Annotated in this window: 26 protein-coding genes and 2 pseudogenes; 13 read left to right on the forward strand and 15 right to left on the reverse strand. The window is 66.1% G+C overall.

Going from position 1 to position 23,919, the window contains the following annotated elements; translation table 11 throughout:
* Positions 1-2 precede the first annotated feature (2 nt).
* Positions 3-1,184 carry an extracellular catalytic domain type 1 short-chain-length polyhydroxyalkanoate depolymerase gene (locus ACKUB9_RS29740; RefSeq protein WP_410825978.1) on the forward strand — a complete coding sequence of 394 codons (1,182 nt, stop codon included), beginning with the start codon at positions 3-5 and terminating at the stop codon, positions 1,182-1,184.
* Positions 1,185-1,627: 443 nt separating this feature from the next.
* Positions 1,628-1,981 (forward strand): hypothetical protein, encoded by a 354-nt coding sequence (locus ACKUB9_RS29745; RefSeq protein ID WP_407529590.1) that lies wholly within the window; start codon positions 1,628-1,630, stop codon positions 1,979-1,981.
* Here the strand turns inward: ACKUB9_RS29745 and ACKUB9_RS29750 are convergent.
* Both ACKUB9_RS29750 and ACKUB9_RS29755 read right to left on the reverse strand, forming a co-directional pair.
* Positions 1,973-2,344, reverse strand: a complete 372-nt coding sequence (locus ACKUB9_RS29750; protein WP_407529591.1) for a hypothetical protein — start codon at positions 2,342-2,344, stop codon at positions 1,973-1,975. The genes ACKUB9_RS29745 and ACKUB9_RS29750 overlap by 9 nt on opposite strands.
* Positions 2,341-3,000 carry a nucleotide-binding protein gene (locus ACKUB9_RS29755; protein ID WP_407529593.1) on the reverse strand — a complete coding sequence of 220 codons (660 nt, stop codon included), beginning with the start codon at positions 2,998-3,000 and terminating at the stop codon, positions 2,341-2,343. The genes ACKUB9_RS29750 and ACKUB9_RS29755 overlap by 4 nt, the downstream gene beginning before the upstream one ends.
* Before the next feature lie 577 nt (positions 3,001-3,577).
* Between ACKUB9_RS29755 and ACKUB9_RS29760 the strand changes: the two genes are divergently transcribed.
* The gene (locus ACKUB9_RS29760; RefSeq protein ID WP_407529594.1) at positions 3,578-4,246 is read left to right on the forward strand and encodes a transcriptional regulator; all 669 of its coding nucleotides are present in this window, start codon (positions 3,578-3,580) and stop codon (positions 4,244-4,246) included.
* A gap of 139 nt (positions 4,247-4,385) precedes the next feature.
* The gene (locus ACKUB9_RS29765; protein ID WP_407529596.1) at positions 4,386-4,508 is read left to right on the forward strand and encodes a hypothetical protein; all 123 of its coding nucleotides are present in this window, start codon (positions 4,386-4,388) and stop codon (positions 4,506-4,508) included.
* A 389-nt stretch (positions 4,509-4,897) separates the two neighbouring features.
* Here the strand turns inward: ACKUB9_RS29765 and ACKUB9_RS29770 are convergent, their stop codons facing one another.
* A complete protein-coding gene (locus ACKUB9_RS29770; RefSeq protein ID WP_407529598.1) occupies positions 4,898-5,074 on the reverse strand; it encodes a hypothetical protein in 177 nt (58 codons plus the stop codon).
* Between the two features lie 72 nt (positions 5,075-5,146).
* Positions 5,147-5,293 (reverse strand): annotated as a pseudogene (locus tag ACKUB9_RS29775) (nuclear transport factor 2 family protein); the annotation flags it as partial.
* Positions 5,294-5,693: 400 nt separating this feature from the next.
* Between ACKUB9_RS29775 and ACKUB9_RS29780 the strand changes: the two are divergent.
* Complete coding sequence (locus ACKUB9_RS29780; RefSeq protein ID WP_407529600.1) at positions 5,694-6,287, forward strand: OmpA family protein; 594 nt, start codon at positions 5,694-5,696, stop codon at positions 6,285-6,287.
* A 231-nt stretch (positions 6,288-6,518) separates the two neighbouring features.
* Here the strand turns inward: ACKUB9_RS29780 and ACKUB9_RS29785 are convergent, their stop codons facing one another.
* On the reverse strand, positions 6,519-7,013 hold the full coding sequence (locus ACKUB9_RS29785; RefSeq protein WP_407529602.1) for a Ros/MucR family transcriptional regulator: 495 nt from the start codon (positions 7,011-7,013) through the stop codon (positions 6,519-6,521).
* A 282-nt stretch (positions 7,014-7,295) separates the two neighbouring features.
* On the opposite strand from ACKUB9_RS29785, the pseudogene ACKUB9_RS29790 reads away from it, so the two are divergent.
* A pseudogene (locus tag ACKUB9_RS29790) lies at positions 7,296-7,478 on the forward strand (IS66 family transposase); the annotation flags it as partial.
* Between the two features lie 362 nt (positions 7,479-7,840).
* Here the strand turns inward: ACKUB9_RS29790 and ACKUB9_RS29795 are convergent.
* The 3 genes from ACKUB9_RS29795 to ACKUB9_RS29805 are packed head-to-tail and all read right to left on the reverse strand — an operon-like array spanning position 7,841 to position 10,766.
* Positions 7,841-9,112, reverse strand: a complete 1,272-nt coding sequence (locus ACKUB9_RS29795; protein ID WP_407529604.1) for a cation:proton antiporter — start codon at positions 9,110-9,112, stop codon at positions 7,841-7,843.
* A 53-nt stretch (positions 9,113-9,165) separates the two neighbouring features.
* The gene (locus ACKUB9_RS29800) at positions 9,166-10,233 is read right to left on the reverse strand and encodes an endonuclease/exonuclease/phosphatase family protein (protein ID WP_407529606.1); all 1,068 of its coding nucleotides are present in this window, start codon (positions 10,231-10,233) and stop codon (positions 9,166-9,168) included.
* Complete coding sequence (locus ACKUB9_RS29805; RefSeq protein ID WP_407529608.1) at positions 10,230-10,766, reverse strand: DUF421 domain-containing protein; 537 nt, start codon at positions 10,764-10,766, stop codon at positions 10,230-10,232. The genes ACKUB9_RS29800 and ACKUB9_RS29805 overlap by 4 nt, the downstream gene beginning before the upstream one ends.
* Before the next feature lie 530 nt (positions 10,767-11,296).
* Between ACKUB9_RS29805 and ACKUB9_RS29810 the strand changes: the two genes are divergently transcribed.
* From ACKUB9_RS29810 to ACKUB9_RS29825, 4 genes are all read left to right on the forward strand, one after another.
* The gene (locus ACKUB9_RS29810) at positions 11,297-11,626 is read left to right on the forward strand and encodes a PRC-barrel domain-containing protein (RefSeq protein WP_410824819.1); all 330 of its coding nucleotides are present in this window, start codon (positions 11,297-11,299) and stop codon (positions 11,624-11,626) included.
* Between the two features lie 26 nt (positions 11,627-11,652).
* Positions 11,653-11,913, forward strand: coding sequence for a hypothetical protein (locus ACKUB9_RS29815; RefSeq protein ID WP_407529612.1), 261 nt, complete (start codon positions 11,653-11,655; stop codon positions 11,911-11,913).
* Between the two features lie 107 nt (positions 11,914-12,020).
* Positions 12,021-12,986 (forward strand): mechanosensitive ion channel family protein, encoded by a 966-nt coding sequence (locus ACKUB9_RS29820; RefSeq protein WP_407529613.1) that lies wholly within the window; start codon positions 12,021-12,023, stop codon positions 12,984-12,986.
* The gene (locus tag ACKUB9_RS29825) at positions 12,983-14,281 is read left to right on the forward strand and encodes a DUF2254 domain-containing protein (RefSeq protein ID WP_407529615.1); all 1,299 of its coding nucleotides are present in this window, start codon (positions 12,983-12,985) and stop codon (positions 14,279-14,281) included. Before ACKUB9_RS29820 ends, ACKUB9_RS29825 begins: the two co-directional genes overlap by 4 nt.
* 282 nt (positions 14,282-14,563) lie before the next feature.
* Here ACKUB9_RS29825 and ACKUB9_RS29830 read toward each other — a convergent pair whose 3' ends face one another.
* From ACKUB9_RS29830 to ACKUB9_RS29845, 4 genes are all read right to left on the reverse strand, one after another.
* Positions 14,564-15,340 carry a DUF4394 domain-containing protein gene (locus tag ACKUB9_RS29830; protein ID WP_407529617.1) on the reverse strand — a complete coding sequence of 259 codons (777 nt, stop codon included), beginning with the start codon at positions 15,338-15,340 and terminating at the stop codon, positions 14,564-14,566.
* A 122-nt stretch (positions 15,341-15,462) separates the two neighbouring features.
* Positions 15,463-16,032, reverse strand: coding sequence for a fasciclin domain-containing protein (locus ACKUB9_RS29835; protein ID WP_407529619.1), 570 nt, complete (start codon positions 16,030-16,032; stop codon positions 15,463-15,465).
* 91 nt (positions 16,033-16,123) lie between these two features.
* Positions 16,124-16,759, reverse strand: coding sequence for an anti-sigma factor (locus ACKUB9_RS29840; protein ID WP_407529620.1), 636 nt, complete (start codon positions 16,757-16,759; stop codon positions 16,124-16,126).
* Between the two features lie 32 nt (positions 16,760-16,791).
* Positions 16,792-17,367, reverse strand: coding sequence for a sigma-70 family RNA polymerase sigma factor (locus ACKUB9_RS29845; protein ID WP_407529622.1), 576 nt, complete (start codon positions 17,365-17,367; stop codon positions 16,792-16,794).
* A gap of 358 nt (positions 17,368-17,725) precedes the next feature.
* Here ACKUB9_RS29845 and ACKUB9_RS29850 point away from each other — a divergent pair, with 358 nt between their 5' ends.
* Together ACKUB9_RS29850 and ACKUB9_RS29855 are read left to right on the forward strand one after the other, a co-directional pair.
* The gene (locus tag ACKUB9_RS29850) at positions 17,726-20,215 is read left to right on the forward strand and encodes a GAF domain-containing protein (protein WP_407529624.1); all 2,490 of its coding nucleotides are present in this window, start codon (positions 17,726-17,728) and stop codon (positions 20,213-20,215) included.
* 2 nt (positions 20,216-20,217) lie between these two features.
* Positions 20,218-20,592, forward strand: coding sequence for a response regulator (locus ACKUB9_RS29855; RefSeq protein WP_410824093.1), 375 nt, complete (start codon positions 20,218-20,220; stop codon positions 20,590-20,592).
* A gap of 1,130 nt (positions 20,593-21,722) precedes the next feature.
* Here ACKUB9_RS29855 and ACKUB9_RS29860 read toward each other — a convergent pair.
* Together ACKUB9_RS29860 and ACKUB9_RS29865 are read right to left on the reverse strand one after the other, a co-directional pair.
* Positions 21,723-22,172, reverse strand: coding sequence for a Ros/MucR family transcriptional regulator (locus tag ACKUB9_RS29860; RefSeq protein WP_407529660.1), 450 nt, complete (start codon positions 22,170-22,172; stop codon positions 21,723-21,725).
* Between the two features lie 370 nt (positions 22,173-22,542).
* Positions 22,543-22,986: a Ros/MucR family transcriptional regulator gene (locus ACKUB9_RS29865; RefSeq protein WP_407529662.1), complete on the reverse strand. Its 444-nt coding sequence runs from the start codon at positions 22,984-22,986 to the stop codon at positions 22,543-22,545.
* Between the two features lie 231 nt (positions 22,987-23,217).
* Here ACKUB9_RS29865 and ACKUB9_RS29870 point away from each other — a divergent pair, with 231 nt between their 5' ends.
* Entirely contained in the window at positions 23,218-23,430 is a 213-nt protein-coding gene (locus ACKUB9_RS29870; protein WP_407529628.1) for a hypothetical protein, read from the forward strand.
* On the opposite strand, the gene ACKUB9_RS29875 is transcribed toward ACKUB9_RS29870, so the two are convergent.
* Positions 23,393-23,602, reverse strand: coding sequence for a hypothetical protein (locus ACKUB9_RS29875; RefSeq protein ID WP_407529630.1), 210 nt, complete (start codon positions 23,600-23,602; stop codon positions 23,393-23,395). The two genes, ACKUB9_RS29870 and ACKUB9_RS29875, sit on opposite strands and share 38 nt — an antisense overlap.
* Positions 23,603-23,919 lie beyond the last annotated feature (317 nt).

The raw sequence follows: 23,919 nt of genomic DNA on the forward strand, positions 1-23,919 counted from the left end.
CGCTGCTTCAAGGTCGCCCGGCGCCGCGCGCGCGCAACGATGCCCCGGAGTGGAAGGCGCCGCATCGCGGCCGGAGCCCCAAGCGCTCCTGGCCGACCATCGACATGGTGGCTCCCGCAGGACCGGAGGGCGCCTGGACGGCACCGAGCGAGGCGGAGGGACAACCGGCTGACGGGACCGCGCGCGCCGACCAGCCGACAGGCTTTCCGGATCTGTCCGAGACAATGCGGGCCTTCCGTGATCGCCTCGCCACACCGCGTGCCTTCTCCGGCCTGGGAGAGGGCCTCGGCTCCGGGCGTCCAACCTCGGTCCCCGTGCCGGAGGGTGCCCGGTTCGAGGATCGGACCTTCGCCAATGCCGCCGGCAGCCGGACCTACAAGGTGTTCGTGCCGAGCGGCTACACCGGTCAGGCGCTCCCGGTGGTGGTCATGCTGCACGGCTGCACCCAGAACCCGGACGATTTCGCCGCCGGCACGCGGATGAACGACCTGGCCGAGGAGCAGACCTTCCTGGTCGCCTACCCGCGCCAGCCCCAGTCAGCGAACCTGCAGAAGTGCTGGAACTGGTTCAACGCCGGTGATCAGACGCGCCATGGGGGGGAGCCCTCGTTGATCGCCGGCATCGCGACAGCCGTTGTGGAGGAGTTCTCGGCCGATCCCACCCGGGTCTACGTGGCTGGTCTGTCCGCGGGCGGTGCGGCTGCGGCGATCATGGGGGCGACCTATCCCGATCTGTTCGCGGCGGTCGGTGTGCACTCGGGGCTGGCCTGTGGTGCCGCCAAGGACATGCCGTCGGCCTTCGCCGCCATGAAGGGAGGCGGTGCGGTTCAGCCGAGGCGGGACGAGCCTGCCGTGCCGACCATCGTCTTCCACGGCGACGGCGATCGCACGGTCAACCCTGTCAACGGGGACCATGTCATCGCACAGGCAAAATCCGATACGACGCTGGCCGAAACCGTGATGCGCGGCGAGACGCCAGGGGGAGTGGCCTATACGCGCACGGTCCATGCCGATGGTGCCGGGCGAGGGATCCTGGAGCAATGGGTGCTGCACGGCGGCGGCCATGCTTGGTCCGGTGGTAGCGCGGGCGGCTCGTACACCGATCCGCGCGGTCCCGATGCCAGTCGGGAGATGGTGCGCTTTTTCTTAACTCACGCGCGTGCCAGGAGCGCGACCCAACACTAAGCTCGGCTAGGCGTGTCGCACATGCGAGGCTTGGGATGTGGCAGGACGCAGTGTGCGCTTGCGCACGTCGCGCCAGTGAGGTGATCCCCACATGAGGAGTGCCCCTCGTGGGCGTTTCCTCCCTAGACTTCGGGCCGCTCGCAGGAGCGGCCTTTCTTTTTTCGGGCAGGACAGCGGCCCGGCAGCAACCCGTTTACAACGGCCCTGGCCAGGATCCCGCCATCGCCCACGCCCAAGAGTCTGGCGCGGATCAGCTCCGCTCCGGAGTTGGTTCAGCGCCGACCGCCGTTCGGGTACGGGCCGTGCGCATGTCATTGCGGTGTCCCTCCGATGTCCGATTGCTGGTCTATGGCGAACGACGATGCTCTGAACTCTCCGCGCCTGCACTCGTGACCTCCCGGGCCGTGATGGCAGGCGTCCAAGCAGCTGGGCTCACTGGCATCGTGGACGTCATCCTGACAGTTCGCGACGACACCACGCTCGAGGTCTCATTCATCGAGACATTTCGTGAGTATCAGAAGGGCCATGCGGGCCGGACGCTCGAGATCATCACGGAGGCGGCTGACGCCGCCGGGGTGAAGCTGACCCTTAAGGCGCAAGCCTGCCCGCCGAAGGACGCGCGCCGTATTCTCAGCACGGATGAGCTGGTGCGGTTCTATGAGCGTCGGAATTTCCGCGTCGTATCCGCGGCCTATGGCGGCGGCATACTGATGGAGCGCCCAGCTACCCGCACCTCCCCCTCCGGCCATGAGGAACGCGCGCTCTGGGCCCTCCGACCCCGGCTCAGGTCACCGTAGGCGGCGCCCATCCTCCGGAACTGCCGCGAGATCGACATTGTAGCCCTTAGCCGCCAGCGCTTCGAGAACCAGGTACTTCACCGTGACACGCCGGTTGAGCGCTTCCTGACGCAGGGCGAGCCACACCTCGTCCGGAACTTCGAACTTGAGAGCAGAGCTCTTGCTCGGGGCAATTGGGGATTTGGACAGTTGCGTGCTTGGCTGCGGCAGCTCGGCAGCTGGGGCCGCCTGCTCGGGCGCGGTCGACGCGCGAGTGAAGCCGAGATCACCCGTAGCGGTGGTGAGCTGCTGAGCCTCCTCCAGGCTGGTGCGGGGACGCGGCCGGGGCGCGGGCTGAAAAGCGGGTTTCATGATGTCGATCACGCTGCCTGCTGCTGAGTGGCCAGGACCTCGAGCAACTCATCCATTACCCCCACGACCTCCTGCTGCGCCTTCGCATCACCCTCCGGGTGAGCCGGCGTGACGCCGGTGAAGTGGATTGACTGGTACGCGGCACGCTGGATGACCTCGGTCCGCAGCACCGGGATCGCGGCGCCCTGGATCTCTTGCCGGGCGTGAGTTGCGACACGGCTCTGGAGCGGCGACATCTGGGTGAGAACCACTCGGGCCGGGATCTGCCGTCGGAGCATTTTTTCTGCGCGCTGCACCACCTCATAGGTGCGAAACACCTCCTGCAGGTCCATCCCGGAGACCTTGCTAGGAATTAGGACAAGGTCGCTCTCTGCAATCGCGTAGGTCACTGCTTGAGAGGCTGCGCCTTCCAAATCTACTAGAACAACGGAGTAACGTGATGCCGCGTCCGAGATGCGGTCGAGGATCGCCTTCTCGGTCACACCAGCGATCACGTCGACGGTGCAATCGTCCCCGGCCCGCTCGCGCCAGCTTGCTACGTGACCGTTCGGATCGGCGTCGATGATCGCGACGCTACCGCCTTGGCGCGCGAAAGCGTCCGCTAGGCAGATCACGAGTGTTGTCTTTCCGACGCCTCCCTTCGTTGAGCAAACACTCACGACGGCCATTGCCCCTCTCCCCTGTCGAGCGAGTGCCCATGCACCCGAGCGGGCTTAAAGCCGAGCGGTCAAGAAACCATGAACGCCTCTGCCCATCGGGGCAAAAACCCGTTTGGGCATCAGTCCTGACGATCAGATGGGCAACGGCTGGCTTGCGCTTTTGAGCAGACGCTCGCGTGGGCCTCTGGGCAACAGCTCGTGCACCCGAGCGCGCAAGATTGCTGAAGGGCAACACGGCGATAGGGTAATCGGACAAGTGTGCTGACTGGCCGATGCGGGTTTGACGAACCGCTGCGCTCCGGCTCAGATGCCCGATTAAGGCGCATCTCGCATTCCGCGAGTCGCCACAGGAGACCACCGCCGCCGCAGTGAACCCCTGAAAAGCCAACGGCCCCCGAGCTGGTAACTCGGAGGCCGTGGATCCGCCGAAGCGGTGTCGGGAAAACTGTGCCCCCCGATATCGCCAGACGCTCCCTCGGGAGTCAAGCCGGAACCTCGTTTCCGGCAACGGTGAGGCTTTGTCTGGAGCCGGCCCGCCACACGGCGGCGCTGAACGATCTGCTGCGGCCCGAGAAGGGCCGAGACGATGCTTGCTGACCAGATCCGGGCGGCCGCGATGGCGGCGCCCCGTATGAAGCTACCGGACGTGGCGGCCGTGCTCTGGCGCGCCTACGGCGCCGGACAGGTGAGCGAGGCGGAGGCGGAGGAGCTGTCCGCCCTCATCGAGAGCCGCAAGGCCCTCCCAGCGGCCTCAGAAGCCCCCAGAAAGCCCGTGGGCTCCCGGCCGCGCTCAGACGCCAGCCTGGAGCGCCGACGCCGCTGGGCGGCCTCTGGACGGCTCCCGCCTCAGCTCGCGGCCCGGTTCACCCTGGCCGAGGCTGCTGTCCTGGCTGTGGTCGCGTCTGAGGTCGCCCGCCGCGGGGACTGCCGCCTCACCATCGAGCACATCGCAGCCCTCGCGGGTGTCAGCCGGTCCACGGTGAAGAACGCCGTTCGGCAGGCGCGCCTGCTCGGCCTCGTCACGGTCGAGGAGCGGCAGCAGACAGCCTGGCGCAACCTCTCGAACGTGATCCGGATCGTCTCTCCGGAATGGCAGGCGTGGAACCGCCTTGCGCGCTGCTCCTCGTTCCCAGGGGGTGGGGTCAAATCCGTGACCACCCCGACTACTGATAAGGCTAGTCCTGTAAACTTCGGGCAGCGGAACCCGCGCAGGGCTGCCGAAGGGCAGGGTCGCAGTCGGGTCTGTGCCACCTAGAGAGGCGAGTGCAGATTCGCGGAAGCGGCGCCGCGGTGGTGGTCGAGGCTATGCGTGGGCGACATGTGCTCCGCGGGCCGCGTCCGCTTGGCCGAACGCCACCATCGCGTTTCACGCGTTGGTGGCCGGATGAGCTCTGATGAGGAGGGCTGATGCAAACGAGGCCGCTCGGGTCGAGAGCACAGCCCGCCTCGCCGCGTTCATGGAAGCGGAGCAGGAGCGGGTGATCGACCTTCTGCTGGCTCGGGAATTCGGGCTGTAGATGCCAGAAGCCCCTCGCGGGTGAGCAGAAAAGTGCCACGACGCAAGCCTTGGCGCACAATTTTGCGTCAAAGGGGGTTGGAGAGTGGCGACGAAGGAGATAATCCTCTCGCGCCCAGGCAAAAGAAAAGGCCGCCCTCGCGAGCGGCCCGAAGTCTAGGGAGGAAACGCCCAAAGAGGGCAAGCACGGCTGCGACGCCATCGCAGCCGTGCAGGTGCTTGGTATCCCACGCTGCAGCGCACAATTCAATCGTACGTTAGGGTGATGCAGCCATGCATCCCAGGCTTGGCTGTCGTGGGATTAAGCGAAGCGCTACCCCGTCCTGGCCAGCAAGATCGCCGTCCGGACCGCCATGTGCAGCTGCGCCTAAGTAGCTTTCTCGCAGTGTATCAGCGAGCGTAGGAACTCGCCGGCACGGCCGCGGCAATGTCGAGGGTCACGTTCTGCGCGATCTCGCGCGGCCCAGGCGTCGGATCGGCAAGGTAGGCCGAGACCGCTGCCTCGAGATCGTCATTCGCGAGGCGATTGGTACACAAGAGCTCGCCGAGTCTCGGGTGGTCGGCCATGCGACTGATCTAGCGCGCGAGCTCCCAGACGGGGATACCTCAATAACACCCTGGCTTGTTTCTCTAGCAAGCGCGAGACGACTGTATATTCTGCCGCCCGCGGATGCGCTCTCCCGATTGCGGATATTCGAGCACCGCGTCCTCTCGGTAGATCTTGTGCTCCTCCTCGAAATCGCTCGCATCGGATGCGGCCCAATGACGATCCAGAGCCTCTCGGATCTCATGATCTGCACTCCGGGCGACACGTCGCTTGTGGTGCTGCTCGTGTCCATCCTGCCGGTTCGATACATGGGCGGCTTCACAGCGGGCCGGAGAGGAAGCCTTCCGGGGGACACCCTGCCCTCACCGCTGCGCTCAACCTGCATGAGCGACAACCCGTGTTCGTGAACGGTGGCGGGCGGGGGCACAGTTTGCAGCTCAGCCCCGGGAGGAAACGGTCACGTCACTTGCAATCTTCGAGCAGAGCGCATTCGTCTCCTTCAAAGCATGATAAAATTTAGTTGCAACGATCTAGCATTCAGCTCAGAATAGCCCAGCATACGCACGCCTTGTAGTAATTTGAGGCAAGCACATGCTCATGTCTGCTGGTTGGAGATTGGCTCCTTGTTGGTGTGGCGGATTGCTCGCCGCTCTGATGATGCTCGGCGCGACCGAGGCGCACGCGCAACGCGTGGTGACGGAGGACGAGATCGTCCGTGCCCTCATGCCGCGCGAGCAGACCCGGGGCCTCTCCCTCGTCGCGCCGGACCGCCTCGCGCGGGAGGATCGGACCTTCCTCGACTCGCTGCGCAACCGGACGTCCCTCTCCGCTCAGGAGCGCGAGCGGCTCGCGACCCTCTCGGCCGACAAGCAGAGCATCGCCCTCGACATCCCGTTCGAGTTCGGCTCCTCCCGGATCGGGCGCGCGGCGCGCGCGCAAGTCGAGGCGCTCGGGTCAAGTGTGGCCCGGCAGGAACTGCGCGACAGTACGATCCTCATCGTCGGCCACACGGACGGGAAAGGGAGCGACCGCACCAATCAGCGGCTCTCAGAACGGCGCGCGGAGGCGGTCAAGCAGCACATCATCCGGCATCACGGTGTCCCGGCTGCCAACCTGATCAGCGTGGGCTACGGCAAGAGCCGCCTGAAGGAGACTGCTGACCCTTACGCGGCCGCCAACCGCCGGGTGACGGCCATCAACATGTCGGCGCCGCTGATCGCGACCCGCAACTGAGCCGCGGACGGACGAAGAAGGCCCCGCCGCCGGGGCTTTGCCGGCGCAACGGGGCCATCTCCACGTCGTGGTCTCTGCTGATCCGGATCGTTGTCCGGCTGCCTCGGGTTCTGCCTCCCAGCCCCGAAGTCATGAAGGCACAGTACGAGGCAGCCCTGAACCGTCAGCTAAGAAGCGCGGTGAACGGCAGGGCAAGCTTCCTTGACGAAGCCTTGCCACTCCGCCGCTATCCTACTCGGAAGCCGCACCCTTCTTCGACCGCCCTTTCTTCGGACTGGCAGGTGCGCTCACCTTCGCGTCGGCAGCAGCCCGCTTCTCCGCGGCGGCCTTGCGGCGCTGCTGGCCCAGGCCGAGGCTCTTGGCCAATTCGGAGCGCTGGGCGGCGTAGTTGGCCGCCCCCATGGGGTAGTCCGACGGCAGACCCCACTTCTGACGGTACTCGGCCGGGCTGAGACCGCGGGTGGTGAGGTGGCGCTTCAGCGACTTGTAGGGCCTGCCGTCCTCTAGCGAGATGATGTGGTCCGGCGTCACGCTCTTCTTGATCGGCACGGGAGGCGTGAGCTTCATCGGCTCCGGTTCAGCCGGTTGCCCGAGGCCAACGAGGCTCTGGTAGACGCTCTGGATCAGCCCGGGCAGCTCGCCCGGCGGAACGCTGTTCTTCGACACGTAGGCCGAGACGATATCGCTGACCAGCTCGATAGGGCCGGAAGCGGCTTCTTCACTCATCGAAATTTCCTAAAGTAGGTGAGGCAGAAAAGCTGCAGCTGGACCCTTGAGATGTCAATTTGCTAAACTGATCCGGCATGCGAAAAATGTCCGATCTTCAACTAAATAAGTACTGAACGCCACGGGCGAACGGGGCCATGCATCGCCTCGATGTGCAGCCCTAAATGCTTGGGTAATTACCCACGGGGTGCGCGCGAGCGCGGCGTGCCCCACAAGCGAGGCCGCGAGAGGGAGTTCGCCGCGCCACTTGTCGGGAGGCGATTTGGCTGATTCCCTCGTGGGATGGGCCGCAGCGAGCTGGAACGCCTGAGCAAGCAGGAGCTGATCGAGCTGGTGCTGCGCCTGCAGCGCCCGGAGAAGACCTCGCGCACCTCCTCCAAGCCGCCCTCGACCGACCGCAAGGAGCGGCGCGAGCAGGCCAAGCCTGGCGGCGCCAAGCCGGGTCATGAGGGCCACAGATCCGTGCGCGTCGACGAGACCTACATTCGGGTCCGGGGTCAGTAGCGCTACCCCGTACCGGGCCATCGACAGCCCAGATGTTGTGCATTGACCCTCAACGTAGAGGCCTCATAAATTATCGCCAATCCAATCTCAGTGTATTTCGTACATAAATAAATCGTGCTCGAAGGTTTTAACTAGAGATTAGAGAGTCTTCGTGAGTATCATTTTCAGATCGATGCAGTGAGAGACAGCAATATTAGTGATCCCAATGGCGATAATATCCACCAAATGCAACGTGACCATCGTGCCCGATCCTTGCTGCCTCGTGGCTCAGCCGTCCGCAGAGTCGACGAGCTGGGAGCGTCTGCACGTGCCATGATCTATCCTCAGGCAGTGACGTTCCGCGGCCGATCTGTGAGGGTTCGACGAGCAATTATGCTGAGCGTCGAGCCTTGCACGATGATAGTGAACAGCACGACGGCGTAAGTCGCCGCGAGAATCATGGGTTTGGCTTCGCTCTCCGGCACCGAGAGCGCGAGCGCCACCGAGATGCCGCCGCGCACGCCCGCCCAAGTCAGGAAGGGCACGTTGCGCGCGGACAGGTTTCCGCCCCAGCGAAAGATGAGTAGCGGCGTCGACACCGCCACGAGGCGGGCGAGGAGCACGATGGGAACGGCCCAGACCGCGAGCGCCAGCCCATGCGCCTCAAAGCGCAGCACCAACACCTCAAGCCCGATCAGAAGGAACAGGACTGAGTTCAGCACCTCGTCGACCAACGTCCAGAGTGAGGAGACGTACCCCTGGGTCTCGTCGCTCATCGCGTCGTGCGGCGCCCGGTCGCCGATCAACAGCCCTGCCGCGACCACCGCCAGGGGACCGCTGGCCCCCAGCTTCTGGGCGAGTGCGTAGGTGCCGGCGACAAGCGCCAGGCTGATGAGCACCTCGACGGGAAAGTCGTCGATGGCCCGCATGGCGCGGTAGGCCACGTAGCCGGTCACCACGCCGAGAACGAGACCGCCGCCGGCCTCATGCAGGAGCAGCTTGGCAACGCCACCAATACTGGTTGCCTCGCCGTCCGATCCGGCCGCGAAGGCGAGCAGCACTGTGAACAGGACGATGCCGATGCCGTCGTTGAACAGGGCCTCGCCCTGCATCTCGACCTCCAGCGCCTCGGGCACCTTCACGTTCTTCAGCGTGGCGAGCACGGCGACCGGGTCGGTTGGGCTGATGAGAGCGCCGAACACCAGCGACCAGGGCAAGGGAATTTCCTGCCCGATGGCTCGCGACGCGGCCCAGAACCCGACGCCAACGACGCCCGTCGAGATCAAGGTGCCGACGAGGGCCAGCGTCGCCACCGGCCACGCCCGGTCGCGCAGGGCCCGCAGATCGAGGTTCATGGCGCCGGCGAACAGCAGGAAGGCCAGCATGCCGTTCATCACCACCTCGGTGAAGTCGACCTGTCCGAGCACCCGTGTGAGATCCTCGTAGAGGTGCTGGTCCGGGAAGGCGAGGTCGAGCGCGACGAGGGCCAGCGAGGCAGCGAGGCCCATCACCAGCAGGCCGATGGTGTGCGGCAGCCGCAGTAAGCGATGGTTCAACCAGCCGAACAGGGCCGAGAGGGTGAGGAGCAGCGCGGCAAGGTCGAAGATGGAGATCACAGCGTTCCCCTCCTGAGCGGCAACGACCGGCGTAGGACCTAGAGGAACTGAGCTCAACGCCGCTCAAGCCGTTCGGTCGTCCCTGCCGCCGCCAGCACCGCATTGGCCACGTCGACATCGCCTGCCTTTTCCAGCGGAGGTGCCTTTCCGGCCCTGTCGGACGCGCGGCAGAGACGGACGAGATATGGGAAGTGGTCCGAGCCGAAGGCGCTATGGCGCTCGACGGCCCGTGTCGCAAAGCCGCCTTGGTGCAGGACGTGGTCGAGCGGCCAGCGCATCCACGCCGACTTGGCGTTCCAGGTTGCGACGTAGCCGTATCCGCGACGTGGGTCGATCAGCCCGGCCAGGCGCTGCGTGCGCTCGACCGCGATCTCCCACGGCGTGGCGTTGAGATCGCCGGCGAGAACGCCCGGTTCGACCCGCTCGCGCAGCACGTCCGCTGCCGCGTAGAGTTCGGCGTCCCTGCCGCGAGCGGATTGCCAGACCTGCGGCGGCTTAGGATGCAGTCCGACGAAGGAGACGACCTCCCCGGTGCGCAGGGTGACCCCGGTCACGATAGCCGGCGTATCCTGCCCGGCGAGGTGCCGGATCTCGCCATTCACGAGAGGCAGGCGCGAGAAGAGGTGGATGCCGTAGTAGGACCCCGTGATCCGCTGCAGGACGTGCGGCATGGACCCGAGCAGGGGTTTCAGGGCCTCGTCCCACCACGCGTCCGTTTCCATGGCGAGAAAGAGATCCGGATCGATGCGCCTGATGGCCTCGACCAGCGGTCGAGCGTCGCGGTTCCCGAACTGCACGTTGGCGACCAGCACCGAGAGCCGACGCTCGACGGGGCACACGTCGAGCCGCGTCCCTCCCGTGGGCAGGTACGGCCAGAGGATGAAAGCATGGACGGCGAGCGCCCCGGTCGCCAGCGCGAGGACCGACCCAACCGATCCAGGAGATCTCCGCAGGAAGGGGAGGAGGCCGAGACCGACCACCACCAGGGCTGCGGCGAGCGGCAGACGCGGAAAGTCGAGCAGCCGGACTGCCCACCATTCTGTCGGGATCAACGGGATCAGGCTCGCTGCTGCGAAAATCACGGCGAGCAGGACGAGCGTGTAGTGTGCGACAGCCTTCACGATCGGCTCGGCGCGGGCGAGTTCGTCTCCGGCGGTGGAACACCCGCCAAGCCGTCCGCCCGATCGGACAAAGACTTGATCACGCTGATCGAGCCGTCAGTCTCGAGCACGACGGCGGCGGCCTGCGAGAGGTCGCCCAGCCCTTCCGAGCGCAGAGCGGAGAGAACGTCATCGCGGGTGACCCGCTGCCGACGCATCGCGCTCTCGATCAGTCCTCCTTTCAGAGCAAGCAATGTCGGCTCAGCCTTGATCAGCCCCCTGATCAGGGGTGACCGGAGGCTCGACCACGTGATCAGATATTGCAGCGCGATCAGCGTCGCGAGAGCCAGCACGCCTTCGAGCAGCGCCACCGACTTCGTCAGGATGATGGAGGACAGAGTTGAGCCAAGCGCCACGGTCACGACAAGATCGAAGGCGTTGAGCTTCGTCAGAGTACGCTTGCCTGAGATCCTGAGGAACAGGATGAGCGCGAGGTAAGCCAGGGTGCCGACGACCACCACCCGCAGCAGGCCGAACCAGGTGTCGAAGAACATCGCGGGCGTACTCCTGGAAACGCTCGCCCAGAAACAGTGACCGTTGAGCCGTGCCTCTGGAAGGGCGTTCGGCCGGTACGGTCATGCAACGAGCTCTGGGTCTGCCCGGACACCCAGCAGCCGATATGGAAGTCCTTGCCTGCCGGCCCGGTTCCCGGCCGGGCTGGCGATCAGGCGCCTGTTGTCGGCGCAGTTGTAGGAGCAAAGCTGCAGTTGCGCCTAAGCTCCGACCAGCAGAATCCTTTCTCTCTCTCTGTGAAGGCCAGCGCAAGCCAGTTTGAATTTTTGCTGAACAATTCCGTCAACCGCACGTTTGCCACCACGCTCCAGAAATTCGGAGCGAAACGCAGCAGTATTTGCCGGCTCGTGCCCTCGACGCTTGGCTCGGTGCAGAGTTGAAGGAAGTGTTTATGTCAAAAAATCTCATCTTCAGTGCGCTCGCGCTGACCTTCGTCTCGTTCCCGGCACTTGCCCAGAATGCCACGCCTCCAGCTGCCGGGATGGCTCCATCTTCCAACACGGGGATGAAGATGGCTGACACCGCAACGGTGAAGCTGAAGTTCGTAACCGTGAAGCCCGCCGACGTGATGTCGTCCAAGCTCGTCGGCACCACCGTTTACAACAACAAGAACGAGACCGTCGGCGAGGTCGAGGACCTCGTCATTGAGAACGGCAAGGCGCTAACCGGCGTCGTCGTCAGCGTCGGCGGCTTCCTGGGGCTCGGCGAGAGCTACGTCGTGCTCGACCCCTCGACACTTGCCATCAGCAACAAGAACGGCAACTCGGCGGTCCATGCCGACACCGACAAGGATACGCTCAAGAGCGCGCCGAAGTTCGAGTACTCGAAGAAGAAGAGCTGACGTCAGCAGACAGGAGAGTACCAATCATGAAGCACCCCTTTCTCGCATCCGCGCTCCTGGCCGGACTTGGCCTCGGAGCCATGACATTGCCGTCGCAGGCCCTGCCCGTGCCCACCGTCGGCGTCACGGCCGGGAACGCCGACTTGGTCCAGGTTCGCACGTCCTCGCGCCAGATGCGTCGCCACCGGATGCGCCAGGGTTCGGCAAGCCGCGGCAATGCCGGCATGCCCTCGCGTGGAGCGAGGGGCCAGCAATACGGCCAGACCACGGGCGGCCCTCGCCGCTGATCCGTCATATCCATCGTCACGGCCAATGTAGGCTCGCGGCGATAGGGTGAAGCGCCGTCGGAGGGCAGGAATGCCTCCGGCGGCTTTCTCGTGCTCCTGGGTTCCTCATGATCTTCTCGGAAGCGCTCGAACGGCTGGAGCAGCTCGGCCGCGCGAGTGTCGCCCTGCTGCCGGGTCTCGCCGTCGCCCTCGTCCTGTTCGGCCTCGGCCTGCTCGTCGCCCGCGGCGTGCGCGCCGCCGTGCGCAGAGCCGCCGCGCTGCGCGACGCCTCGCCCGGCTCCGCCGCCGTGCTCGGGCGCATCGCCGGGGGCGTGACGATCCTCGTCTCGTTCCTAGTCGCCGCCTCGGTGGCCTTTCCTTCGGTCTCGGCCGCCGACCTGTTCAACCTGCTCGGCATCGGCGGCGTGGCCATCGGCTTCGCCTTCCGCGACGTCCTGCAGAACCTGCTCGCCGGCATCCTGATCCTGCTGACCCGCCCCTTCGTCATCGGTGACCAGATCCGGACGGGCTCGCACGAGGGCACCGTAGAGGACGTCTGGGTGCGTGCCACGGTGCTGCGCACCTACGACAATCAGCGCGTGCTGATCCCGAACGCCACCCTGTTCGTGGACAAGATCACCGTCATCACCGCTCACGACAAGCGCCGGCTCGCCTTCCCTCTGACCATCGGCAATGGCGACGACATCAAGGAGGCGCGCCGCCTCATCGTCGAGGCCCTGCGCGCGACAGGGGGCGTGCTGGCCGACCCGCCGCCGGAGGCGCTGGTGACCGGCCTCGGGGCAGCCGGCGTCGACATGACGGCGCGGCTGTGGATCGATCCGCCCCGGCGTCGCGACGCAGTCGACGCGCTCGACCACGCCATCGCGAACGTGAAGGAGGCGCTGACCGCCGCCGGCATTGACCTGCCGTACCCTACGAGCCAAGTGCTCCTCCACGACCAGACGGAGGAGACGGACGGCAATCGTGCCCGCCAGCGCGAGGGCTGGCCCGCCGGCAAGAGCCCACTGCGGGCACGGTGGCAGGTGCTCCGCGAGAATGACGAAGCCGCCCACCGCGAGGAGGAGCGGGCATGAGGGCACGCCTCCAGGCCTGGATCGAGTTCCTGGGCGACCAGTTCTGGCTGCGCCCGGCCCTCATCGTCCTCGGCTGCCTGGCGCTGGCGCAGGTCGCGGTCTGGCTGGAGACGGCGCAGGTCGCCGGCTACGATACCTCCTCGCCACACGCGAACTGGGGCTACTCGGGCGGGGCGGAGGGTGCGCGGGCGCTGCTCAGCGCGGTCGCCTCCTCGACCATCGGGGTGGCGGGCACCACCTTTTCCATCACCATCGCGGCGCTGACGCTCGCCTCCAACCAGATGGGGCCGCGGCTCCTGCGCAACTTCGTGCGCGACGCCCGCAACCAAGTCGTGCTCGGCATCTTCCTGGGCACCTTCGCCTACGCGTTGATGGTCCTACGCACGGTCCGCACGGTGCAGGAAAACCCCTTCGTCCCGCACCTTGCCATCAGCGGGGCCATCGCGCTCGCGCTGGTGTCGCTGGCCACCCTGGTCTGGTTCGTCCACCACATCGCCACCAGCATCAACGTCGAGACCGTGATCGACTCCGTCCACGGCGACCTGTGCGATGCGGTGGAGGCGCACACGCGGGATGAGGCGGACGTCCAAGCTCCGGCCGAGGCGCTGAGGGGCGGTCCCATTGCGGCGGCGGAGGGCGGCTACCTGCAGGTGGTCGACGTAGATGGCTTGGCGGATTGGTCGCATGAACACGGGACCGTCCTGCGCCTGCGCGCGCGACCCGGCGATTATGTGCCGGCGGGTTTCCCGGTCGCCTTCCTGTCCGCCGGTGTCGAGGACGCGAACAAGATCATTGCCCGTGCACTCACCTTCGGGCGTCGACCGGCGGCCTTGCAGGACCTGGAATACTCGATCCGGCAGCTCGTCGAGATCGCGGTGCGGGCGCTCTCGCCGGGGATCAACGATCCCATGACGGCGGGCAGTGTTCTCGATCACCTGGGCGACGCGCTCTGCCGGATCGCGCCGCGTCACCTGCTCACGGGTGCGGTGGTGCGCGAGGGCCGGGTCGTGCTCATCCACCCGGTGACCGACTACGATGGACTGTGCGACGTCATGTTCCACCTGATCCGGCAGAACGCGACCGGCTCGGTGCACGTGCTCGCCCGCCTGCTCGACGTGCTGGCCCGTGTCGCCGAGGTCGAGCGGCTGACCGACCGCCTCGCGACCTTACTCCGGCACGCGGATCTCGCCCTGGCCGCGGCACGGCGGGACGTGACCGAGCCGCGCGACCTTGCGGACGTAGAAGTGCGGCATGCCCGCTTCCTTGGTGTCCTGGAAGGCCGGCTGGCGGGCTGATGTTCCGACGCGGAAGGGTCCCACCGCAGCGATGGCTTGGCGGGCTCCTCTCGAACCGTTTGGGAGCGCCTCAGCAGTCGTCGCCCATGTTGGCTTGATTGCCGAGTTTCTGATCGGCGCCGGCGTTGTTGTGCGTCCGACAGCATCGCTCCTCCTCGTCCACGAAAGGCGAAACGCTCACCACATCAGGTGGTTCAAGCGATCACAGGCCGTAGTCGGTCGCAAGAGGTTCGCTGTGGGCGTCGCAGCGAACCTCGGTTCCAGTCGTGACGAAGCTGGCGGCTACATACTTGGCAGAGCTGCAATATCGCGCACGGGGCCGGAGGCGCCGGCGATCTTGGCCACCACCGTCGCCTTGCCGGTCGCGAGGTCGACCGCGTGCAGCGTGTCGCCCGCCATGAGCCAGCCCTGGCTCTTGCCGGCGGCGTCGGTCGTGATGTCGAAGGCGGCCGTCTCGGTCGGGACACCGAGTATGCCCACCGTGTTGAGGATGCCGTCGTTCGGTGGGGCCTGTCGCAGCAGCGCGCCGGACGCGTCGATGTCGTAGAGCGTCGTCTCTTTCGCGCCCTTCATCGAGTTGGTATAGGCGCCGGCCACGACCTTGGCCGTCTTACCCTTCATCGCGTCGCTCTCCGCGAACTTGAGCGAGCCGTCCTTCACGACCTTGCCGTCGTCGACGTTGGCGCGCAGGCTCGTGCCGTCCGAGCCGATCACCCGCAGCCGGTCGGCGACCGGGTTGAAGTCGACGGTCGCCGTCACACCCGCCGGCAGCATCGTTTCGAGCTTCGACTTCATCGTCGCCTTGCCCGACGCGGTGTCGACGGTGAGCACGGTGCCGTCCGTGGCCAGCGCGTAGAGCATGCCGTCGGCCGGCCGCACGTCGATGCCGACGATCCGTCCCGGCGCGCCGGTGACCTTCAGGGTCTTCGTCACCTTCTTGGCGGCCGCGTCGACCATGGCCAGCGTGTCGTCGCCGACGAGCGCGGCAACGGTCTGGGCCTGGGCGGCGCCCGCGAATGCGGCCGAGGCCAGCAGGACGGCAAGGATGGTCCGAGTCATGTGAACTCCAGCAATTGGTGTAGCCCGCCTGCCGGGAGCAGGAGGGGCGAAAAAAGGAGAGGTTGAGGGTGGCCCAGCGCACCGCAGCGGTCGAACGCGCCGGCCCAACCCGGTTTGAGACGCTACGGCATCAACACGCCATCAACGACGTGGATCACCCCGTTCGACTGCATCACGTTGGCTGTCGTCACCCGCACCGTGTTGCCCTTGGCATCGGTCAGGAACACCGACTTGCCGCTGCGCCCAGGGATCGCCGTCAGCGTCCCGCCCTGCACGGTCTTGAGCTTCGCCTCACCCCCGCCCTGCTTGATTTCCCGCATCAGGTCAGCCGAGGTCATGCGGCCCGGCACCACGTGGTAGGTCAGGATCGAGGTCAACTGCGGCTTCATCATCGGCTGCACGAGCTGCTCGACCGTGCCCGGCGGGAGCTTGGCGAAGGCGGCGTTGGTCGGCGCGAACACCGTGAACGGCCCGGGGCCGGAGAGGGTGCCCACGAGATCGGCTGCCTTGACGGCAGCGACGAGGGTGGTGTGGTCCTTCGAGTTGACCGCGTTCTCCACGATCGTCTTGTTGGCATACATCGGCGCGCCGCCGACCATGGGGTTCTTCTGCGCGTGGGCCGGCGCGGCAAAACCGGCCGAGAGGGCAAGGGCCGCCGCCGCGAGCGTCGTGCGCAGGATCGTATGCGTCATCGGAAGGTCCTCTGATCGAGCGCCGAGGATGGCGCCTGATCGCAGCTACGAAGCCTTCCGGCGGGCGGATGCAGTTCCGCCTCGATTTTTTCTACAGTCGCGCGATCCGGCCGCTGAGGATGACCGGCCCGGTCGGCTGGCCGGTCGGCGAGCCGCCCGCTGGCTCCAGCGAGATCGCCAGCGTGGCGTCCGGGGCCAGCGCCCCCCGTGTGGCGTCCCCCGCGCTCAGGGCCTGCGCCGCCGCCGGGTCGATCAGCCCCAAGGAGCGCGGGCGTCCGTCCGCTGGTACCACCCACAGCTCGGCGACGCGGCCGGCGAGTGCAGCCCCGAGCGCGCTCGGCTGGATCACGAGGCGGCCGCGGGCCGGGTCAATGCCGACCGCGACCGCCGCGGTCTGGTTCGGACCGGTGAGCGTCGCGACGAGGATCGCCTCTGGGGCGGGCGCTGGGCGCAGGAGGAGGATAAGGAACAGGGCCGCCGCCGTGGCGAACCCGACCGTTGCGATCCGCCAGCGACGGAGGCTCGTCGGCGGGCCGGTATCGTTCGCCGGTAGGCGCGCGTCGATCGCGGCCCAGGGTGGCAGCACGCCTTCGCCAGGCTCCATCGCGGCGAAGCGTCCCCGCCAGCCTACGACCGCGGCAGCGAAGGCCGGGTCTGCCTTGGCCCTCGCCACCGCGGCATCACGTTCGGCTCCGGCAAGGACGCCCAGGGCGAGTTCCGCGGCCAAGAGATCGTCCTGCTCCGGCAAATTGGGCGCGGTCACGACAGGCAGGCCCTGAGCTTGAGGAGCGCACGGCGCACTCGGCTCTTCACGGTACCCAGCGGCAGCGAAGCGCGCACGGCGAGTTCGGGGTAGCTCGCCCCGCCGTAGAAGGCGTCCCGGATCAGCCCCGCCTCGTCCGGAGCCAGTCCGGCCAGACAGGCGGCTACCCGCGCTTCGTCTTCGGTTGCCTCTATGCCCTCAACGGCCCCGGGGCTGGGGTCGGGCACATCGGCAGCCGCCTCGACGGGCAGGACCACTCGGTTGCCGCGGGCGCGCAACCGGTCGATCGCGCGGTTTCTCGCAATAGCGGCGAGCCAGGCAACGGGGCTTGCCTTGTCGGGGTCGAAGGAGGCGGCGTTGCGCCAAACCGCGACGTAGGTCTCCTGCAAGGCCTCCTCCGCATCCGCCCGCTCGGGTAAGATACGCAGGCACACGGCAAACAGCTTCGCGGCAGTGCGCCGATAGACCTCTTCAAGCGCGCGTCGGTCACCTCCGGCCACGCGCCCAAGGGCGAACAGCAAGGCCCGTCGTTGTGCTTCGATCCCGTTGCCGTCTGCCAGATCGCCCGTCACATCGTCTCTCTGAAGCGGGCGAACACGCCGACACGGTCAAGCCGGCATAGCGGAACCTGAGGAAACGGCCAAGTGCATGAAGGTCCGCTTCAGGGCGGCGCGTCAATTTCCACAGTCCACCCTCAGCGGCCATTCCGCTGCTCAGCACATCTGTAGGGGAAAACGACGGTTTTTAGCCACTTAATCCTGTAAGGATTGCGTGTCTGGAAACCAAAATGGCGCCGTTCGCATAAGGGCGGCCTATGGAACGAGAGAGGACCGTGCGGTAGCGGCTCTGAACCGACATCACGGGCCGGCTGATGAAGCTGACGCCGCCACCCGGTTAGCGTAAAGCTGGGGCACAACGAAACCGCTATCGATGAAATCGCCGCCCATCCCAGCCGCCGTCACAGATCCTGCGCGCCTCGCTGCACTGGCCGAGTTCGCGATCCTCGACACACCGGCGGAACCGGGGTTCGACGGCATCGTGCAGCTGGCCTGCCAGCTGTGCGACGTGCCGGTGGCTCTGGTCAGCCTGGTGGCCGAGGACCGGCAATGGTTCAAGGCGCGGATCGGTTTCCCCCCGTGCGAGACAGACCTCAACAGGTCAGTCTGCGCCCACGGACTGGCTCAGCCAGACGCCTTGCTGATGATCCCGGACCTGACAGCCGACCCGCGCACGGCGGCCAACCCTCTGGTGACCGGCGAGCCGTTCATCCGCTTCTATGCCGGCGCGCCGCTGCGCACCTCCCGCGGCCTGGCCCTCGGCAGCCTGTGCGTGATCGACAAGGTATCGCGTCCCGGCGGACTGACCGAGGCGCAACAGCAGGGCTTGCAGCTGTTGGCCGACCAAGTGCTGAGCCAGCTGGAGCTGCGCCGGGCGGTAAGGCAGAGGGACACGCTGCGGAGCATCGAGGCGCAGGCTTACCTCGCCCGGGAAGCCCTGCGCGACACCCAGCTGGCGATCATCGCCGCCGAAGGCGAACTGGACCCGATCCTGCGGGCGGTGCTCGATGGCGCAATGCGCGCGGTGCCGGCAGCCGAGGGCGGTGTGTTCGAGCTGATCGACGGCGCCGAGCTGGAGTACCGCCTGACCCAGGGCAGCCTGATCCCGCACCAGGGGGTGCGCGTCACCCTCGATGGCAGCACGTCGGGCGCCTGCGCGCGAACCAACCAGCCGGTTCTGCTCGCCGACGCCGGCACCGATCCGCGCGTGAACACCGCCCTGGCGCGGCAGATCAACCTCGGGTCGGCGGTGCACGCCCCGATCGCGCGCGGCAACCAGGTGCTCGGCGTGCTCAAGCTGCAAGCTGCTCACCGGTTCGCGTTCGACCAGGCTGACCTGGACCAGCTGGCGCTGTTTGCCGGCGCGGCCACCGCCGGCCTGACCGAGGCGGCGGCGCGCGCCGAGGTCCGCGCCAGGGACACCTATTGGCGCGGGCTGTTCAACCGCCTCACTGAGGGGTTCGTGATCGGCCAGATGGTGCGTGATGCCGACGGCCAAGTCACAGACTGGCGTTACGTGGAGATCAACCCGGCCTGGAGCGAACTGGTCGGCCTTGAGCCGACGGACGTGATCGGCCGCACGGTCCGCGAGTTGATTCCCACGATCGAGGAAGAGTGGATCACCGATTTTGCTCAAGTTGTCGCAACCGGCGAGGGTACCCGCTTCGTCCGCCCGGTCGGAGCGTTGCGCCGCTGGTACGAGGGGCGTGCCTTCAAGATTGACGCCGACCGCTTCGGCCTGATCTTCTTGGAGGTCACCCAGCGCGTCGAGGCTGAGGCCCGCCGCACTGCCCTGCTGGCATTGGGCGACCGCCTGCGTGATCTGACAAGCGTATCGGCCATGACCCATGCCGCTGCCGAGATCGTCGGCCGCACGCTCGGCACAACCCGCGCCGGGTTCGGTCGCATCGTGGGCGACGTGGCCGCGATCGAGATCGAACCGGACTGGACCGCCCCCGGTATCCTGAGCATCGCCGGCCGGCACCAGTTCGATAATTACGGTGACATCCGCGCCCACCTCCAACGCGGTGAGCCGCTGGTGATCAACGATGTGACCACCGATCCGCGCACTCGTGACAACCCCGGCCCGATGCAGGCGATCGACATCGGCAGCCTGGTTAACATGCCGGTGCGCGAGCGCGGGCGCACCGTGGCGGCGTTCATCGTCCATGACGTGCAGGCGCGGATCTGGACGCCGGAGGAGCTGGCGTTCCTGCGCAACGTCGCCGACCGGGTCGAGGTCGGTGTGGCGCGCCTCCGCGCCGAGGACCTGCAGGCCGTGCTCAACAAGGAGCTGGCCCACCGGCTCAAGAACACCCTGTCCATCGTTCAGTCGATCGCCACGCAAACCCTGCGCGGGGTGACCGAGCGCGAGGCGGTCGAGGCGTTTGAGCGCCGGGTGCTGGCGCTCGCGCGGGCCCACGACGTGCTGATGCAGAAAAACTGGACGGCTGCCAAGATGCGCGCGGTGATGGAAAGCGTGCTGAGCATGCAGGCCGATCTGGACCGGTTCGCGTTCGACGGACCGGACATGGACATTCTCCCGCAGGCGGCGCTGTCACTGTCACTGCTGCTGCATGAGCTGGCGACTAACGCGCTCAAATACGGGGCGCTCTCGGCCGAAACCGGCAAGGTGCACGTCAGCTGGCGCACCGAGGAGGGGCAGGTGCCGGCCTTGGTGCTGGATTGGAGCGAGCGGGGCGGACCGGCGGTGGCTGTACCCAATGGTCGCAGCGGGTTCGGCTCGAAACTCATTCGCATGGGGCTGGTGGGAACGCGCGGCGCCAACCTCCGTTACGATCGGGTGGGCTTGCAAGCTGAGTTCCGCGCGCCGTTGACGGACATCCAGGTTCACGTTCACTAATCATGGCGCAGGCACACCCCCCACAACCACCCTACGTGTTGGTCGTCGAGGACGATCCCATTCTGATGATGGCGCTGGTCGACTACGTCGAGCAGGCGGGTTGCGAAGCCGTCGAGGCGACATCGGTTGGCGAAGCCATCGAGATCCTGGAAACCCGCCTGGACATCCGCACGGTCTTTACCGACCTTGACATGCGCGGCTCGACCGTCGGGATGCAGCTGGCCCTCTCGATCCGTGATCGGTGGCCGCCGATCGAGCTGTTGATGATCTCCTCGCAGCCCTGGGATCAGTCGCAGATCCCCGCCCGCGGTGTGGTGCTTGGCAAACCGTTTGACCGGCGCAAGATTATCGCAGCCATCCAAAAGTTCACGATCTAGATCCGCTCGACCAGCTGGCGAGCACGGGGTAAGCTGGCGGCGGCTCAGGTCATACAGGTGATAGCCTGGAACTGGTGAGCGTCAGGCACTCATCACCCACAGGAGCTCGGCCCCATGTCGAGCCAGCCGGCAAGGAAGGGATAGGCGAGAAGCAGCCTCTCTAATTCTCACTAGGTGCGATCCCCTTTCAGCAAGTCGGCGTGCAATTCATGGAGCGCGGCGAGCTTGGCGCGCCCTTCCATACCTTTGACCTGGTGTAAGCGGCTAAGCGTCAGCATGCTATTCACCGCCACGTGAGAGCCTTCCAGTGGTCAGCCCCCCTTGAAGTGGTCCGCCCTGAAGTATGGCTTATGAGCCAGGAGGACGGACGAGATGGCGAAGCGACCCAAGCCCGAGGAGATTGTTGCCAAGCTGCGGCAGGCGGATGTGCTGGTCTCGCAGCGCCACACCATCCTCGAGCTGAAGCGAGGGGCGAGCTGGCCGCCGCATTTTGTGCGACGGCCAGCCTCGCCTGCATGGAAGCGATCAGGACGTCCGAGCACCCCTCGACGCTCGGGAGCTGCGCCGGATCGCAAATGGCCGCCTACGGGGCTCCTGGCGGCGCCTACCCCCCGCCGGCATGGGTCCTTCTCAGGGGGACCACGGGAGGGGCACGACGCCCGGCTCTCTCCTAGCCACCGGTCCGAAATCGCCATTTCCGTTTCCCGGATCAAGCAATCGTGGGCCGAGAAAAACGTTGTCGATCAGCAGCTTGGGTAACGTGGCGGGAGGCCAGATCGGAACTCAGGCATCCCGCTCTTTTCCGAATTCAAGGTCGGGGCCGGTTCGTGCTCAGCTGCGCCAGCACGCGATCCAGATCGCGCCAGATTTGATATCGCACGGCCGCTTTCGATGGTCGTTTCATAACGATTACCTCAGCGGTCAGCTTCGGCACACGTCTGGAAACTGCCGCTCTATGGGCAGATCTGGCGATGGAACAAGACTCGCGCAATGCGGCGCAATTGACGCACGTTGATGCGTCTTGTGTTTACATGTCGGCCATGAGGATTTACCCACAACATGGCCGAGATGAGGCAGCGATCGATAAACACAGGTTTAGCGCTTCACGGGCGCTACTCTGCCGCCTCAGCCTAGCGCGAGCGAGGGCGGCCCTTCTTCGGTCCGGTCGGCGCCGTCACTTTCGCATCCGTTCTGGAATGCTTGGCGGCAGCGCGCCGAGCCCCTTGGCGGCCCAGCCCGCTCGTCTTGGCGAGTTCGGAGCGCTGGGCGGCGTAGTTCGCCGCCACCATCGGGTAGTCCGGCGGCAGGCCCCACTTGCGCCGGTACTCCTCGGGGGAGAGGCCGCGCCCCGCTAGGTGGCGCTTGAGCGTCTTGTAGGGCCGCCCATCCTCCAGGCTGATGATGTGGTCCGGCGTCACCGTCTTCCGGATCGGCACCGGCGGCACCAAAGGCTCGGGTGCCGGCTCGGCAGGCTTGGTCAGCTGCTCAAGCGCATCGTGAACGCTTCGGATCAGCCGCGGCAGTTCCGCTACCGGCATCGGGTTATTCGACACATAGGCCGATACGATGCCGGCTGCCATCTCCACGGAGCCAACATCATCACTTGTGTTAATTCTAGATAGTTCGCTCATAGGCCACTCCACCCAAAGCTCCTGTTATTTTGGGCAGAGGCCCCACCTTCGTCAATGACGTTAGGGTTTTATTTCCGTAACGGCCAGTTAAAGGAACAGTGCGCGATCGCCGCAAACATCTTGGCTGAGACGCTGTGCACCTCAGCGGCAACCCTCTGCGGCTCCGCTCCGTTTGGCTGGATCCTTATGGCTCGGCGACCTCTCAGCAAAGGCAGCGTAGCTCGATGCGACCCTGGATAGTCGGCCATCGGGTCGAACAATCCGGCGTTACGGTCGAGGTTGCTGCGCCACTTCGAACATCCTGCACGTGCGCCGACGATCAGCCGCTTGGATGACCACCGCCCCGGAGCCCGCGCCTGTTCGTCCGGCCGAGGCCGAGGCTCTTAGCGAGTTCGGAGCGCCGGGCGGCGTAGTTGGCCGCCACCATCGGGTAGTCAGCAGGCAGACCCCACTTCTGGCGGTACTGATCGGGAGTCAGACCACGGCTTATCAGATGACGACCTAGGGTCTTGTAGGGCTTGCCATTCTCCAGCGAGATGATGGCATCCTGTGTCACCGTTCTCTTGATCGGCACGGGCGGCGTCAGCTTCGCGGGCTCGGGCGCGGCGGGCTTGCCGAGCCGTGCCAGCGCCGCGTGCACGTCCGCGATGAACGGGCTCAGTTGCGCTGGCTGCACAACATTGTTCGAGACGTAAGCGGTAACAATCCCGGCGGCGAGCCCTATCGTCTCGGAGCTACCTGGGGTTGTATCAACTTTGCTCATCATCTGCCAATTCCTGCGATAAACTCCCAAGTATCCGGCACAAAATCCACAGCGTCAATGGTCTGAACTGCTGCTAGTAGAAACCAATCGCAGGGCTCCCGAAACTGAATTCAGGGTCCGGCCTATGAGTGGCGAGCGCTTAGACTTTCGCGTTGGCGTCCGCGACGAATTCACGGCGCCGCTCGCCAAGCTCCAGGCCGCCTTGCAGCGGGTCGCCTCGCGCCGAACAACGTGTCCCACTGTCGGCTCGGCAACGAGATGATGGGTCGGCACTTCGGGCGCGACCTGCAGGGCGAGATCTCGCCCGTGACCTCCAGGGACATCCTGCACATCACGATGGACGGCTTCCCGGCCGGCACGCGGGTGCGGGCGAGCATGGACGACCTGTTCAAGGACGTCGCCGTGTCTACAGTCGCTCGAACGCAGCCCGACCAGCCCGGTTGATCCGAACCGCGCCGCTCGCCACGTCATGATCGACCCAGCCTTGCGCGACGAGGCTCGGCACGAACAGGTCGTCATCCGGCACGAAGTAGCGGACGTCGGTCAGCTCAAAGAGCGCTACCCAGCCGCCGACCTGATCGAGGAAGCACATCAAACGGCTCTGCTCAGACGTCATCAGGTACCTCAGGCGGTCGCCATCGCACGGTTTGAACGAGCAACGCACAGCTTGGCTGTGGGGTTCATTGTGTCTCTGAGGGCCGCCAGAAACGCCTGCTCGGCTACATGGTGGGCTCATGCAGGATTGCTCCTGCCGGAGGCTCGCGGAGTTGGCATCTCGCGCGTGAGGCCGGTCCATTCGCATAAGCCGCAGTATGGAAGCCTTGATGTGAGCTGCGCAGGTCGCCATCAGGCATTAACTACGGCGCGCCAGACTGCCCGTGAGCCGAGCAGGTCTACCCGGATCGGCGAAGCGGCGGCTGGACAATGGACCTG

This window comes from Methylobacterium oryzisoli (assembly GCF_046557895.1).
GTDB lineage: Bacteria > Pseudomonadota > Alphaproteobacteria > Rhizobiales > Beijerinckiaceae > Methylobacterium > Methylobacterium oryzisoli.